Raw genomic sequence first — 14,516 nt, 5'->3', positions numbered from 1 at the left:
CCGCCCGGTGCAGGAGAACGCGGTCACCGGCCGGCTGATCGTCCCGGGTGGCCGCGACGCCACCGAGGTGATCCACGCCGACCTGCGCGGCCGCATCCTGTCCGGCGACGTCCCGGCGGGAGCCTGGCTGTCGCAGGCGCGGATCGCGAAGGACCACCAGGTCAGCAGAGGGCCCGTGCGTGAGGCCTTCCGCCTGCTGCAGCGCGAGGGCCTGATCGAGGTGGAGATCAACCAGCGGGCCCGGGTCACCGATCTGTCGGTGGACGAGGTCGAGCACCTCTACGCGATGCGGGTGTCGAACGAGACCCTGGCCCTCGGGCTGAGCGTCCCCCGCTTCACCGCCGCCGACCTCGACGAGCTCGACCGCCTGGTCGACGCGGTGGCCGCGGCCGAGTCGCAGGGCTTCGACGTGTGGGAGGACCAGCACCACCGCTTCCACATGAGGCTGGTGGCGCACGCCGGCGAGCGCATGCTGAGCTCGATGACCCAGTGGGCCGAGCACACCGGGCGCTACCGCAAGATCTACGTGAGCAGGGACGGCAGCGGCTGGACGCTCGGTGCCCGCGAGCACGCCGAGCTCGCCCGGCTGTGCCGGGAGCGCGACACCGCCGCGGCCACGACGCTCCTGGCCCGCCATCTCTCGCGGGCGGGGCTGGCGCTGATCGCCTCGATGGACCCTGCGCACGAGCCGCCCCTGCTCCGCGCCGCCATCCGGCAGGCGCTCGCCTCGGCAGAGAGGACCATCCCATGACGGACCAGCTCACTGTTCCGGTGTCGGTCACCGTCGCGGAACGCATGGCGGCCGCGGCGCAGGCCTGGCTGGCCACGCTCGACCCCGCCCAGCGGGCGCTCGCCCACTGGGCGGCCCCGGGGACAGCCGAGGAGTCCGACGCCGAGCGGCTGCGCTGGTACTACACGCCCACGGACCACGGCGGGCTCCCCGTCGGCGTCCAGCGCCCCGCCCAGCAGAGCCTGGCGATGCAGCTCGTCGCCGCGGGGACCTCCACCGCGGGCTACGTGACGGTCGCCGCGATCATGGGCCTGGAGAACGTGCTCGACCACGTCGAGGAGTTCGCCGTCGACTGGGGCCGCGAACGGGGTCGCGACCCCGGGCTCTACTACCTGCGGATCTTCGGCGAGCCGGGGCCGAGCGGGGTGTGGGGATGGCGGTTCGGCGGCCACCACGTCTCCCTCAACATGCTCGTCGTCGACGGGGCCGTCCGGTCCACCACGCCGTGCTTCCTCGGGGCCGACCCCGCGTCGTCCCCGCTGGTGGGTGACGGGTTGCTGCGGCCGCTGGGCCGGGTGGAGGACCTCGCCAGGGACCTGGTGCGGTCGCTGTCGCCCGACGCGGCCGCGCGCGCGGTGCTGCTCGACCGCGCGCCGAGTGACATCGTCGGCGGCAACCGTTCCCGCATCGCCCACGGCGACGAGATGATCCTCCTGCCCGACATCTGGCGCGGGCACTTCACCGAGGAGCGGCTGCACGACCGGGTCACCGCCATGAGCCGGAAGGCGGAGCAGGCGTCGGGCCTGGACGCCGCCGACCACCGGCTACTGGCGATCACGGACGAGCCGAAGGGCATCCCCGCCACCGCTCTCGACGCCGGCCAGCGCGAGATCCTGCGCGGCCTGCTCGCCGCGTACCGCGGGCGCGTGCCCGCCGGCCTCGCGGCCCCCATCGAGGAGGACACCGTCCACTTCGCCTGGGCCGGCTCGACCGAACCGGGCGCACCCCACTACTACCGGCTGCAGGCCCCGCGGCTGCTCCTCGAGTGGGACGACACGGCCCGCGGCGCCAACCACGCGCATTCCGTATGGCGCGATCCCGAGACCGACTTCGGGCTCGACGCGCTCACCGCGCACCGGGCCGAGCACCACGCCTGACGGCCGGCACCGTGGCCGCGGGGGGCTCCGCCCCTTGCCGGTCCGGCCCTGCGCGGTCACAGTGCTCGGGTGGGTGCGCCGGAGGTGCCGTCGACACTGCGCTCGTGGATGAGCGTGGTGGGCGAGATCGCGCGGGCCGTCAACGCCGCGGAACCGCTGGACGGGGTGCTCACCAGGGTCGCCGAGCAGGCCTGCGCGCTGATCGGCTTCGAGTACTGCGCCGTGATGCTCGCCGAACCCGACCAGGAGCACCTGCGGGTGGCGGGCTCGTCGGGGCTGTCCCGTGACTACGTCGCCCTCGTCAGCGACACCGGGTCGCTGCTCATCCACCCCGCGGGACCGAACCTGGACTCGCCCGCCGCCGAGGCCTACCGCGTCGGGCACACCGTCGCTGTCTCCGATGTCGGCAGCGCCGTCCGGTACGGGCGGCTGCGGTACCTGGCCCCCAAGCAGGGGTACCAGGCGCTGATCGCGGCGCCGCTGCACGCACCCGACTCGGGGCTCCTCGGCGTGATCGTCGCCTACTCCGTGGCCGCCCGGGAGTTCGGCGCCGCCGAGGTGGAGCTCATCGAACTGCTCGCCGACCAGGCCGCGCTGGCGTGCGAGACCGCGCGGCTGCGCAGCGACCAGCAGAACGTGATCACCGAGCTCTCGCGGACGAACGACGAGCTGCAGCGCAGCCGCGCCGTGATGGAATGGGCCGAGCGGCAGCACCGCCGGCTCATGCGCCTGGTGCTCGACGAGGTCGGGCTGGCCGGACTGGTCACCGCACTGGCCGAGACGCTCGGGGCGTCGGTCACGGTCGAGGACCGCCACGGCAGGGTGCTCGCGCGAGCGCCGGAGAGCGGCTACCACCCACCGCCGGACGGCGCCGCGCGCCGTCGCCGGCCGGTGCGGGCGGCGTTGGACACGCTGGCCCGCCAGAACGAGGTGGTCGAGGTGCCCGCGGGCCGCCCGGGCCGCCCGGGTGCGTCGGCGGTCGGGCACCCCGTCGCCGCAACGCGCGGTGTCTGGGTGGCGCCGGTGGTGGTCGGCGGCGAGCTGGCCGCGCGGCTGTGGGTGACCAACCCGCGCGCGGCGCCCGCGCCGGTGGAACGGCGGGTGATCGAGCGGTTCGCGCTGGTGGTGGCGCTCGAGGTGCTCAAGCAGCAGTACCTGGTGGACGTCGAGGAGCGGCTGTCGGGTGACCTGATCGGCGACCTGCTCCACCCGGGCGGGCCGCTGCACCCGCAGGGCGTGCTGGACCGGGCGGCCGCCCTCGGCCACGACCTCTCCCGTCCGCACGTCGTCGCGGTGCTCACGCTCGATCCGCCCGGGCCGGCTCCCCGGCTGGCCGAGGTCGTGCACGCGGCCGCGCGCCGGACCGTGCCACCGCTCGTCGGGCCGCACGAGGACGTGCAGGTCCTCCTGCTCCCGGACGTGCCCGGTCTCGACGACGTGCTGCGCGGCATCCTCACCCAGGTCGAGCACGCCCTGCCGGAACGGACCGCCACGATGGCGGTCGGCCCGGTCGCGGACGGGCCCACCGACCACGAGGCCGCGTACCGGGTGGCCCGCGGCGCCGTCCGGCTGCGCCGCGCGGTCCGACCGGGGGGCCTCGTCGACGTCCGCGACCTCGGGCTGGCCGCGTTCCTCCTGGAGGAGGGCACACCGGGCGCGTTGCGCCGGTTCGCCAGGAACCTGCTGCGGCCCGTCGTGGCCCACGACGCCCGGCGCGGCGGCGACCTGCTCCCGACGTTGCGGGTGTGGCTCGCCGCCGGCTGCTCGACCTCGGCCACCGCCCGGACACTCGTCGTCCACCCCAACACGGTGGGCTACCGGCTCGCGAGCATCGAGAAGCTCACCGGGCGCAGCCTCCGCCGCAGCGACACCCGGCTGGATCTCCAGCTCGCGCTGACGGTGCGCGACATCGTCCGCGTCGAGGACCGGTAGCGCCCGATCAGGTGCGCACCTTGTGAGTGTGGCCAGCACATGTCCGGTTCCTCTGAGGGCCCACACATGGTCTGCCGGTCCGCCGACTCGACAGGATCGGCGGGCGCCGGTGGCAGTGCGTTGCCTGCCGTGGGCGCGCAGACGACAAGGAGGTCGCCGTGAAACCGCCCCCGTTCCACTACGCCGCGCCGACGAGCGTGGCCGAGGCCGTCGAGCTGCTGGGCGCCCACGCCGACGACGAGGCGCGGGTGCTCGCAGGCGGGCAGAGCCTCGTGCCCCTGATGAACTTCCGGCTGGCCCAGCCGGCGCACCTGATCGACCTGCGGCGCGTCGAGGAGCTGACGCGGATCCGGACCGAGGGCGACACCCTGGTGATCGGTGCGATGGTCCGCCAGTCGCACGCCGAGCATTCGCCCGAGGTCGCGCTCACCGCGCCGTTGCTGGCCGAGGCGCTCGGGTACGTCGCGCACCCGCCGATCCGCAACAGCGGCACGGTCGGCGGGAGCATCGCGCACGCCGACCCGGCCGCCGAGCTGCCCGCCGTCGCGCTCGCGCTGGAGGCCGACCTCGTCGTGGCCGGGCCGCAGGGGTCGCGCACGATCCCGGCCGCCGACTTCTTCCGCGGCCCGTTCTCGACGGCCATCGAGCCCGGCGAGATCCTCACCGAGGTGCGCGTCCCCCGGCGGGGCGGGGGCAACGCCGATGCGCGCTCCGCCGGCGCCAGGCGCGGGGAGGCATTCGTCGAGTTCGCCCGCACCCACGGCAACTTCGCGCTGGTCGGCGTCGCCTGCGTCATCGAGCTGGACGGCGACACCGTGGCCCGCGCGTCGATCGCGCTGAGCGGTGTCGCCGGCGCCCCGGTGCGCGCCGACGCCGCCGAACGGGCGCTGACCGGCACGGTGCCGGACGCGGCGTCGGTCCGCGCGGCCGCGGACGCCGCGACCGCCGAGCTGGCGCCGTCCGGGGACGTGCACGGCAGCACCGAGACCCGCACCGACATCGCGCGCAGCTACCTGCGCCGCGGCATCGAGCTGGCGCTGACCCGCGCCCAGGACCGGAGGTGAGCCCCGTGGACAGAGGCACAGCGGACAGGCACGACGTCACCCTGACCGTCAACGGCCGCACGAGCACCGTGTCGGTGGAGGCCCGCAAGCTGCTGGTCGACGTGCTGCGCGAGGATCTCGGGCTCACCGGCACCCACGTCGGCTGCGAGCACGGCGTCTGCGGTACGTGCACCGTGCTGCGCGACGGCGCGAGCATCCGCTCCTGCACGACGTTCGCCGTCCAGGTCGACGGGGCGGAGATCCGTACGGTCGAGGGGCTGGCGAACGGCGCCGAGCTGCATCCCCTGCAGGACGAGTTCTGGGACAAGCAGGGCCTGCAGTGCGGCTACTGCACGCCCGGGATGCTCATGCGGGCCTGCGAGATCGTCGAGCAGAACCCCGACGTGACGCACGACCAGGTGCGTGCGGGCATCGCGAGCAACCTCTGCCGCTGCACCGGCTACCAGTTCATCACCGAGGCCGTCTGCGCCGCCGCCGCGCGCATGAAGGCGGACTCGGACGCACCGACGGGAGCCCAGGCATGACCACCATGGACCGGCCCGACGCCCCGCCCGTCCGCACGCACAAGGAAGGCCGCACGTGGGTCGGCAAGTCGATCCGCCGCGTCGAGGACCCGAAGTTCCTGCGCGGGCGCGGCGGCTACATCGGCGACATGACCGTGCCCGGCATGCTGCACGCAGCGGTGCTGCGCAGCCCGCACGCCCACGCGGTGATCGCGGGCATCGACGCCGCAGAGGCCCTGGCCGCCCCGGGCGTCCACGCGGTGATCACCGGAGCCCAGGCGGCGCAGCTGTGCGGCCCGCTTCCCGACTTCGGGCCCGATCCCGCCAAGCACACGTGGCGCTGCCTCGCGCTGGACAAGGTGCGCTACGTCGGCGAGGGCGTCGCGGTGGTCGTGGCCGACAGCCGCTACCTCGCCGAGGACGCGCTCGCGCTCATCGAGGTGGAGTACGAGCCACTGCCCGCCGTCGTCGACCCGGAACGGGCGCTGGAGGACGGCGCCGCGCTTGTCCACGACGACCTGGGCTCCAACTGCGCGTATGACCGCACGTTCGACTTCGGCGACGTCGAGCGCGACTTCGCCGAGGCCGACGTGATCGTCACCGACCGGCTGCGCTGGCGCCGCTCGGGCGGCCAGCCGCTGGAGACCGTCGGCGCTGTCGCCGACTTCGACCACGCCACCGGCGAGCTCACCGTGCACACCAACTCGCTGAGCTTCACCAGCTACCTGTTCATGGTGGCCGGCACGCTGAAGATCCCGGCCAACAAGCTCGACGTCCGGCCCGTACCGGCCGGCGGCAGCTTCGGCTCGAAGCTGTTCGCCACCAAGCCTTCGGTGATCGCCGGGATGTGCTCGCGCGAGGTGGGCCGGCCCGTCCAGTACCTCGAGGACCGCGTCGACAACATCTCCAACTGCGACCACCACGGCTCGGACCGCGTCTACGACGTGCGGCTGGCCCTGATGCGCGACGGGACCCTGCGCGGGATCGACATCGACACCGTCGACGACTACGGCGCCTACATCCAGTTCGGCGTGGGCCACCACGGCAACGCGCTCGCCCAGGTCGTCGGGCCGTACGCGATGACGAGCGTGCGGTACCGGGTGCGCGCGGCGATGACCAACAAGAACCAGCAGGGCGCCTACCGCGGCTTCGGCTCGGAGGTGAACAACTGGATGCTCGAGCAGATGGTGGACAAGGCCGCCCGCGAGCTCGATCTCGATCCCGTCGAGATCCGGCGGCGCAACTTCATCCGCGAGTTCCCGCACTTCATCCCGACCGGGAACGTCTACGACTCCGGCGACTACGACGCGGTGCTGGACAAGGCGCTGGAGCTCTCGGAGTACAAGCACTGGCGCGCGGAGCAGGCGAAGGCCCGCGAGGAGGGGCGCTACATCGGCATCGGTCTGATCACCGCGCAGGAGCGCTCGGTGTTCTCGGCCACGGAGTTCTGGTTCTGGTTCGACGAGCCCGGCGCCCCGGTGACGTCCATGCCCGAGAGTGTGACCCTCAAGGTCGACGCCACCGGCGGGATCACCGCCACGCTGTACTCCTGCGCGTTCTGGGGCAACTCCCCGGAGACGATGGTGGCGCAGCTCGTCGCGGAGGAGTTCGACTGCGACCCGCACGACGTCGCGATCGTCTACCAGGGCAGCAAGAACGGGCTGCCCGCCACGGGCCCGGGTGGGTCGCGCACCACGGTGATGCTCGCCGGCGCCGTCGAGGGCGCCACGGCGAAGATCAAGGCGAAGGCGCTGCGGGCGGCGGCGCACCTGCTGGAGGCCGATCCGGACGACCTGGAGTGGGTGGACGGCGGCTACCAGGTCAAGGGCGTGCCCGAGCAACGCAAGACCCTCGCCGACATCGCGGTGATGCTGCACCTGTTCAAGCACAGCTTCCCCGAGGACATGGAGTCCGGGCTCGAGGACTCGAAGGTCTTCGACCACCCGTACACGACGATGCCCTCGGCCGACCGCAAGGACCTCGGCGTCTTCTACCCGTTCATGGGGCACGCCTGCCACGTGCCGGTGGTGGAGGTCGACATCGAGACCGGTGCGGTCACCTTCCTCGCCTACGCCGCCGTACACGACTGCGGCACGCTGGTGAACCCCCGCTCGCTCGCCGGCCACATCGTCGGCGGTACCGCGCAGGGCATCGGGACGGCGCTCTACGAGGAGTTCGTCTACGACGACGACGGGCAGTTGCTCACCTCCAGCTACCTCGACTACCTCATCCCGTCGGCGATGGAGGTGCCCGAGCTGAAGATCGGCCACCACGAGACCCCGTCGCCGTACACGCTGCACGGCATCAAGGGCGGCGGCGAGGGCGGCCGGATGATGGCGCCGGCGGCGATCAACGTGGCGGTCAACGACGCGCTGGCGCCGCTGGGGGTCCGCGTGACGGAGCTGCCGATGACCCCGGACCGCCTCCGGGCGGCGATCCGGGCGGCGGACCGGTGACCCCCCGCGAGTCGGCACGACCCCGTGCGCGAGTGGGCACGGATCGGCGCACGAGCCGGCACGGATGACCGCCCGGGTCGCCGTCGTCACCGGGGCCAACCGCGGCATCGGGCGGGCCATCGCCGTCGCGCTCGGGGCGGCGGGGTTCGCCGTGGCCGTCACGGCGCGGGACCCCGCGACGCTCAAGGAGACGGTCGACGACGTCGAGGCCGGCGGGGCCACGACGCTCGCGCTGGCCTGCGACGTCCGCGACGAGGCGTCGGTGGCGGCCGTGGCCGACGCGGCGCGCGAGCTCGGGCCCGTGCACACCGTCGTCGCCAACGCCGGGATCGCCGGCCCGACGGCGCCGCTGCACGAGATCGCGCTCGCCGACTGGCGTGACTGCGTCGCCACCGACCTCGACGGCGTGTTCCTCACCTTCCGCGCGTTCGTCCCGGCGCTGATCGCGGCGGGGGAGGGGAGCCTGATCGCGGTCTCGTCGATGACGGGCAAGCGCCCGCTGCACGGCCGCACGCCCTACGCGGCCGCGAAGATGGGCGTGATCGGGCTGGTGCGGACGCTCGCGCTGGAGCTGGGGCCGCACGGGATCCGCGTCAACGCCGTCTGCCCCGGCGCGGTCGCCGGCCCGCGCATCGACGAGGTGATCGCCCGTCAGGCCGCCGCGCGCGGCATCAGCGAGGCCGAGGCGCTCGCCGCGTTCACCGGGGCGGCACCACTGGGGCGGCTCGTCGAGGCGGGGGAGGTGGCCGCGGCGTGCGCGTACCTCGCTTCCGACGCCGCGTCGGCGATCACCGGCGAGGACCTGAACGTGACCGCAGGCGTCGTGATGTATTAGGAGTGGACATGCAGCTGATCGATCTCTCGCAGGACATCTACGAGGGCATGAAGGTCTACCCGGGGCACCTCAAGACCGTGCAGTTCGACCACGCCACGCACGAGGAGACCGCCCCGCGTTTCGACAGCGGGTTCTCGTTCCAGACCACCGGGTTCATGCTCAACGACAACGGGCCGACGCACGTCGACTCCTTCTCCCACCTCGACCCGGACCCGTCCGCCGAGACGATCGAGAAGATGTCGCTGGAGCTGTTCTACGGCACCGCCGTGTGCCTCGACGTCACGGAGTTCAAGCCCCAGACCGACATCACCGCCGAGGACCTCGACCGGGTCGTCGACGCGTCCCCGGTGGACGTGCAGCGCGGCGACATCGTGCTGTTCCACACCGCCACGTGGAACAGGTACAACGGCGACAAGCGCTACCTCAGCGAGTTCGCCGGGCTCGGCGAGTCGGCCAGCGAGTGGATCGTCGAGCGGGGGGTCAAGACGTTCGGCGTCGACAGCCCGACGCCCGACAACCCGGCGAGCACCAGCTACCCGTGCCACATGATGTGCCGTCGGGAGCACATCACCCACTACGAGAACCTGGCCAACCTCGACAAGATCGTCAACACCCGGTTCACGTTCGTCGGCTTCCCGCTCAAGCTGCAGGGTGCCCACGGCGGCCCGACCAGGGCCGTCGCGCTCGTGGGGTGAGAGGTGGTGCTGGAGTCGGGCATCGCCGTCCTCTGCCTGACGGCGCTGCTGGCCGCGGGCGCCGTGATGCTGGCGCTCGCCCGTGACCCGCACGCGGACCTCATGCGGTGGAGGTGCCGCCGTCGGGACCGTCGCGGGTAGCCAGCGACCGGATGAGGCGCGCGAGCTCGGCGGGCGCCTCCTCCGGGATGTAGTGACCGCGTCCGGCCAGCGCCTGCCCGTCGACGTTCGGCCAGAGCGCCGCGACCTCGTCGATCATCTGCCGGCCGCGACCGGTCTCACCGCTGACCACGAACACGTCCCCGTCGAAGCCGGACCCGGCCGCGACGGCCCGGACGGCGTCGATCGACTCGGCCAGTGCGCGGTAGAAGCCGGACGCGGCCTCGAGGACACCCGGCTCGCCGTAGACCGCGGCGAAATGGTCGATGCGACTGTCCGGGAAGACGCCGGCCGTGCCGCTCTTCGATCGCAGGAACCAGGCGAGGAACGTACGTAGCTGTCCGCCGACCAGGACCCGCAGCGCGTCGGCGTGCGCGTGGAGGTGCATGTGCCAGAGAGGACTGTCGGGTCGGAGGGCGAGCGCAGCACGGTCCGAGATCCCCGGGAGGAACGCGTCGATCAGCATCAGCTCGGTCAGTTCCCCGGGGTGGCCGGCCGCGAACGCCGCGGCGATCCACGCCCCCACGTCGTGTCCGACAACCGTGACCGGCCCGGCGATCCCGGAGCAGGCCAGGACGCTCGAGAGCCAGTCGGCCAGTGCGGGGGTGGACGACCCGCCGGGCCAGACCTGTGAGGCGCCGATGCCCGGCAACGTCGGCACCACCACGTCGTGGGTGTCGACGAGATCCGCCATGACGTCCGACCAGACCGTCCAGTCCTGCGGGTACCCGTGCAGCAGCACGACCGGCCGGCCGGTACCGCCCCGCACGACGAACGTGCTGGTCCCGTCTGCAGTGACGACGTCGTGCCCCCGGAACCCGAGCTCCTCGAGTGGTGCCGGGATCCGACGCACCACGGAGCCGGCGTAGCCCGGCGGGTTCGGGTCGGCCACGTGGTGCTCCCTTCGTCGGGTCTGATGCCGCTCGATTCCAGCACAATCCCCGCTCGTCGCCGCATTCACCACCGCTGATGGTGAATCCACCATCAGCCGGTGTTTCCCTCCGCCCTCGCCGTGCTCCTACGGTCGGGCCAACCGGACAGGGAGGTCTGCGTGCAACTGGTCACCTACTGCCGTCCCGGGGACGCCCGCGAGCGCATCGGTGTGCAGCACGACGGCAAGGTCGTCGCGATCGACGGGCCCCCCACGATGCTCGAACTGCTGAGGCTCGGCGACGAGGGCATGGCCCTCGCCGCGGCCGCGATGGAGGGAACCGGTGAACGGGAGCCGCTGGACCGCGTCCGGCTGCGCGCGCCACTCCCGCGGCCGAACTCGATGCGCGACTTCATGCTCGTCGAGGAGCACGTGAAGAACAGCTTCGGCACCGTCCCCGCGGAGTGGTACGACATCCCGGTCCACTGGAAGGGCAATCCCGACACCGTCTTCGGCCCCGGGGACGAGGTGCCCTGGCCGCACTACACCGACAAGCTCGACTTCGAGCTCGAGGTGGCCGCCGTGCTCGGCCGGCCCGCCTACCGGGTCGGCGTGGCCGAGGCCGCCGCGTGCATCGCCGGATACACGATCTTCAACGACTGGAGCGCCCGCGACATCCAGTTCCGCGAGATGGCGGTCGGGATCGGCCCGGCGTTCGGCAAGGACTTCGCGACGTCGCTCGGCCCGTGTCTGACCACCGCCGACGCGATCGACATCGGGACCGTGCGGCTGGCGGCACGGATCAACGGCGAGACCTGGTCCGAGGGCGACCTCGGCGCCATGAACTTCAGCTTCCCCGAAGTCATCTCGCTCCTCTCGCAGGACCAGCCGCTGCAGCCCGGTGACGTGCTCGGCGGCGGCACGGTCGGCCGGGGCTGCGGGCTGGAGCTCGACCGCTGGATCGCGTCCGGCGACGTCGTCGAGCTCGAGGTGGAGGGGATCGGCGTACTGCGCAACACCGTCGGCGCGAAGAAGGACCCGGGCCGGCAGGCGATCGACCTGAACAGAGGAGGCACGCGATGACCGAGGTGATCCTGCAGGTGTACCCGGCCCTGGGGGCCGAGGACGAGATGCTCGCCCACCGGCCGATCGGCCGTGACAACGGGGCATACCAGCGGATGCTGGCCGGGCTCGTCGAGCTCTGCAAGGCGGCGGACGACCTGGGCTACTGGGGCATCTGCCACACCGAGCACCACATGCACTCCGAGGGGATGGAGATCTCCCCGGCCCCGCTGATGCTCAACCTCTACCTGGCGCGTCACACGAAGCGCCTCAAGCACGGGCAGCTCGGCCTCGTCCTGCCGTCGCACGACCCGATCCGCCTCGCCGAGGAGATCGCGATCGCCGACCACATGCTGGAGGGGCGCCTGTTCGTCGGCATGGCGCGCGGCTACCAGGCCCGCTGGCAGAACATCCTGTGCCAGCACTTCGGCGTCACCGCGACGTCGTCGGACGCCAGCGACGCCGACAAGCGCAACCGGCTGCTGTTCAGCGAGAACTTCGCGATCATGAAGAAGGCGTGGGCCGAGGACCTGCTGACCTACGACGGCCCGACCTACCAGGTGCCCTACCCGCGCGAGGGCATCCCGAACTGGCCGCCGGCCGAGTCGATCACCGGCCGCTACGGCACGCCGGGCGAGGTGGACGAGAACGGCACCATCAGGGGCGTCAGCGTCGTGCCGCGGCCCTACACCAGCCCGCACCCGCAGCTGTTCCAGGCCTTCGGGGCCAGCCCCGGCACGCTGCGCTGGTGCGGCGAGGAGGACGTCACCCCGACGATCCTGATGGGCTCGCACCAGATGCTGCGCCAGCTCATGGAGATCTACATGGAGGGTGCGAACTCCCGCGGCCGCAGCCCGCGGTTCGGCGAGGGGATCGGCGTCTGCCGCACGTTCTACGTCTACCCCAACGGCACGCCGGACGACGAGGTCAGGGCCCGGATCCGGCGCAGCGTCGAGCTCTACGAGCAGCCGGTCTGGCACGGCTGGTACGAGCGCTTCGGCTTCATGGAGGCGGCCCGCTACGACGGTGAGGAGGGTCCGGTCCCCAAGCCCGGCGAGCACCTCGCCGACCGGCTGATCAACAGCGGGCTGCTCATCGGCGGCACCGTGGACCAGGTCAAGCGCCAGGTCGAGGGCTTCCTGGAGAAGATGCCGATCGACTACTTCGTGTGGCTGTACCACTGGGGCATGATCCCGCGCGAGGAGGCGCTGCCGATGCTCGAGCTCTTCGGCACCGAGATCATGCCGGAGTTCGGGCTCACCGGAGCCGCTCCGGTGGCGGGCTCGTGAGCGCCGCGTCGGGGATGCCCGAGCCCTACCTGCACGACCTGGGCAACGGGTTCCACCTCTACGTGCAGCTCGACGGCAGCTGGGGCCTGAACAACGTCGGGATCCACGTCGGCCGCGAGGCCGTCACGCTGATCGACACGACGATGACCGAGCGGCGGGCACGTGCGCTGCGCGGCGCGGTGGCGGAGCTGACCGACAAGCCGATCCGCACCGTCATCAACACCCACCACCACGCCGACCACACCTACGGCAACTACCTCTTCCCCGAGGCCACGATCATCGGGCACGAGCTGTGCCGCAGCGCCACCCTCGCCACCGGGTTCGCGACCAAGGAGTGGTTCCCCGGCGTCGACTGGGGCGACCTCGAGATCCGGGCGCCCGAGGTGACGTTCACCGAGGAGCTCACGGTGTGGTTCGACGACGTCCCCGGCAAGCTGCGCTACTGGGGTCCGGCGCACACGACCGACGACGTGACGCTCTGGATCGAGGACCGCGGGCTGCTGTTCACCGGGGACCTCGCGTTCAACGGGGGCACGCCGTTCGTCGTCATGGGCTCGGTGCAGGGCCTGATCGATACCCTGGTGCAGGTCGACCGCCTCGGTGCCGCCGTCGTCGCGCCGGGCCACGGAGCCGTCTGCGGGCCGGAGACGATCGGCGACCAGCTGCGCTACCTGCGGTTCCTGCAGGACCGCGCCAAGGAGGGGTTCGCGGCGGGGATCGCGCCCCTGGACTGGGGCCGGCAGATCGACCTCGGTGAGTTCGCGGGGCTGACCGACCGCGAACGGCTGGTGGGCAACCTCCACCGCGCCTACTCCGAGCTGCGTGGCGAGCCGCTGGGCGTGGCGCTGGACTTCGACCGCGTCGTCGCCGACATGGTCGCGTTCAACGACGGGCACCCGCTGCACTGCGTGGCCTAGAAGAAGGGTCGAGCCATCCCTCGTCCTCGCCGACGTCGCGGGCCAGGGTCAGGAAGTTCCTCGTCACGGGCCCGGCTCCGGTGCGCCAGAACAGCTGCACCGGCACCATCGGAGCCGGGACCACGGGGCGCCACGCGAAGCCGTCGGGCACCGGGTCGAACTGCGTCGCGAAGGTGACGGAGAACGCCCCGCCCCTACGGATCTCGGCGCGGGCCGCGGGGTCGCTGTGGAAGACCGCCGAGGTGAGGTACTCGAACTCCTGGATGGCACCGGCGAAGCCCTGGCCGCGGAAGAAGTCGACGACGAGGTCGTAGAACCCGGGGGAGAGGGACCGCGGCCAGATCGCCAGCGTGCTCCGCGCGAGGTCGTGCAGCTCGACGTGGTCGCGACGGGCGAGGGGGTGGCTGTCGCCGAGGACCACCCCGAGCGGCTCCTCGCGCAGCCGGACGTACTCCACACCGTCGATGACGTCCGGGCAGCGGGCCAGGCCGACGTCGAAGCGGCCGGAGCGCACCGCGTTGACGCTCTCGGACTGCCACATCTCGCACATCTGCAGGGTGACCCCGGGATGGCGCTCGTGCAGGCCGGTGACGAGCCGGGGCAGCGTCTCCGCTGCCAGCGTCGGGGTGTAACAGATGGCCAGCTTGCCGGCCTCGCCCGAGGCCGTGCGCCGCGTCTGCTCGAGGGCGCTGCCGACGGCGTCCAGGATGGATCGGGCGTGCCCGAGCAGGATCTCCCCGGCCTCGCTCAGCTCGACCGTGCGCGTGGTCCTGCGCAGCAGCTGCACCCCGAGCTCGTCCTCGAGCTGTCTGATCTGTGCGCTGAGCGACTGCTGCACCAGGTGCA

At 72.4% G+C, this 14,516-nt stretch carries 13 protein-coding genes; 11 read left to right on the top strand and 2 right to left on the bottom strand.

The window, feature by feature from the left end:
* Window positions 1-7: 7 nt before the first annotated feature.
* The 8 genes from JWR81_RS29285 (at window position 8) to JWR81_RS29250 (ending at window position 9,372) form a co-directional block, all read left to right on the top strand.
* Window positions 8-751, top strand: a complete 744-nt coding sequence (locus tag JWR81_RS29285) for a GntR family transcriptional regulator (protein ID WP_297660114.1) — start codon at window positions 8-10, stop codon at window positions 749-751.
* Window positions 748-1,887, top strand: a complete 1,140-nt coding sequence (locus tag JWR81_RS29280) for a DUF3500 domain-containing protein (protein ID WP_297660111.1) — start codon at window positions 748-750, stop codon at window positions 1,885-1,887. The genes JWR81_RS29285 and JWR81_RS29280 overlap by 4 nt, the downstream gene beginning before the upstream one ends.
* 69 nt (window positions 1,888-1,956) lie before the next feature.
* Window positions 1,957-3,819 carry a helix-turn-helix domain-containing protein gene (locus JWR81_RS29275; RefSeq protein ID WP_297660107.1) on the top strand — a complete coding sequence of 621 codons (1,863 nt, stop codon included), beginning with the start codon at window positions 1,957-1,959 and terminating at the stop codon, window positions 3,817-3,819.
* Between the two features lie 158 nt (window positions 3,820-3,977).
* Window positions 3,978-4,883, top strand: a complete 906-nt coding sequence (locus JWR81_RS29270) for a xanthine dehydrogenase family protein subunit M (protein WP_297660104.1) — start codon at window positions 3,978-3,980, stop codon at window positions 4,881-4,883.
* A 5-nt stretch (window positions 4,884-4,888) separates the two neighbouring features.
* Window positions 4,889-5,407 (top strand): (2Fe-2S)-binding protein, encoded by a 519-nt coding sequence (locus tag JWR81_RS29265; RefSeq protein ID WP_297660101.1) that lies wholly within the window; start codon window positions 4,889-4,891, stop codon window positions 5,405-5,407.
* Window positions 5,404-7,842, top strand: coding sequence for a xanthine dehydrogenase family protein molybdopterin-binding subunit (locus JWR81_RS29260; RefSeq protein ID WP_297660098.1), 2,439 nt, complete (start codon window positions 5,404-5,406; stop codon window positions 7,840-7,842). The genes JWR81_RS29265 and JWR81_RS29260 overlap by 4 nt, the downstream gene beginning before the upstream one ends.
* A 64-nt stretch (window positions 7,843-7,906) precedes the next feature.
* Window positions 7,907-8,677 carry an SDR family NAD(P)-dependent oxidoreductase gene (locus JWR81_RS29255; protein ID WP_297660095.1) on the top strand — a complete coding sequence of 257 codons (771 nt, stop codon included), beginning with the start codon at window positions 7,907-7,909 and terminating at the stop codon, window positions 8,675-8,677.
* An 8-nt stretch (window positions 8,678-8,685) separates the two neighbouring features.
* Window positions 8,686-9,372, top strand: coding sequence for a cyclase family protein (locus JWR81_RS29250; RefSeq protein ID WP_297660092.1), 687 nt, complete (start codon window positions 8,686-8,688; stop codon window positions 9,370-9,372).
* Window positions 9,373-9,472: 100 nt separating this feature from the next.
* On the opposite strand, the gene JWR81_RS29245 is transcribed toward JWR81_RS29250, so the two are convergent.
* On the bottom strand, window positions 9,473-10,423 hold the full coding sequence (locus JWR81_RS29245; protein ID WP_297660089.1) for an alpha/beta hydrolase: 951 nt from the start codon (window positions 10,421-10,423) through the stop codon (window positions 9,473-9,475).
* Window positions 10,424-10,582: 159 nt separating this feature from the next.
* Between JWR81_RS29245 and JWR81_RS29240 the strand changes: the two genes are divergently transcribed.
* From JWR81_RS29240 to JWR81_RS29230, 3 genes are read left to right on the top strand one after another with little or no spacing between them, the layout of a single operon-like run.
* A complete protein-coding gene (locus tag JWR81_RS29240; RefSeq protein WP_297660086.1) occupies window positions 10,583-11,485 on the top strand; it encodes a fumarylacetoacetate hydrolase family protein in 903 nt (300 codons plus the stop codon).
* Window positions 11,482-12,753: an LLM class flavin-dependent oxidoreductase gene (locus JWR81_RS29235; RefSeq protein WP_297660077.1), complete on the top strand. Its 1,272-nt coding sequence runs from the start codon at window positions 11,482-11,484 to the stop codon at window positions 12,751-12,753. The genes JWR81_RS29240 and JWR81_RS29235 overlap by 4 nt, the downstream gene beginning before the upstream one ends.
* Complete coding sequence (locus JWR81_RS29230; RefSeq protein ID WP_297660074.1) at window positions 12,750-13,670, top strand: MBL fold metallo-hydrolase; 921 nt, start codon at window positions 12,750-12,752, stop codon at window positions 13,668-13,670. The genes JWR81_RS29235 and JWR81_RS29230 overlap by 4 nt, the downstream gene beginning before the upstream one ends.
* On the opposite strand, the gene JWR81_RS29225 is transcribed toward JWR81_RS29230, so the two are convergent.
* Window positions 13,636-14,516: LysR substrate-binding domain-containing protein (locus JWR81_RS29225; RefSeq protein WP_297660070.1), on the bottom strand; the 881-nt coding region annotated here is incomplete at its 5' end. The genes JWR81_RS29230 and JWR81_RS29225 overlap by 35 nt on opposite strands.

It is taken from the genome of Pseudonocardia sp., from assembly GCF_025965585.1.
GTDB lineage: Bacteria > Actinomycetota > Actinomycetes > Mycobacteriales > Pseudonocardiaceae > Pseudonocardia.
The sequence above is the reverse complement of the archived record's forward strand: the minus strand, read 5'-3'. Positions and strand labels throughout refer to the sequence as shown.

Bases quoted from the DNA above. Each gene is read 5' to 3' on its own strand.
- JWR81_RS29255 (WP_297660095.1), top strand. From the start codon at position 7,907: ATGACCGCCCGGGTCGCCGTCGTCACCGGGGCCAACCGCGGCATCGGG.
- JWR81_RS29260 (WP_297660098.1), top strand. From the start codon at position 5,404: ATGACCACCATGGACCGGCCCGACGCCCCGCCCGTCCGCACGCACAAG.
- JWR81_RS29235 (WP_297660077.1), top strand. From the start codon at position 11,482: ATGACCGAGGTGATCCTGCAGGTGTACCCGGCCCTGGGGGCCGAGGAC.
- JWR81_RS29250 (WP_297660092.1), top strand. From the start codon at position 8,686: ATGCAGCTGATCGATCTCTCGCAGGACATCTACGAGGGCATGAAGGTC.
- JWR81_RS29280 (WP_297660111.1), top strand. From the start codon at position 748: ATGACGGACCAGCTCACTGTTCCGGTGTCGGTCACCGTCGCGGAACGC.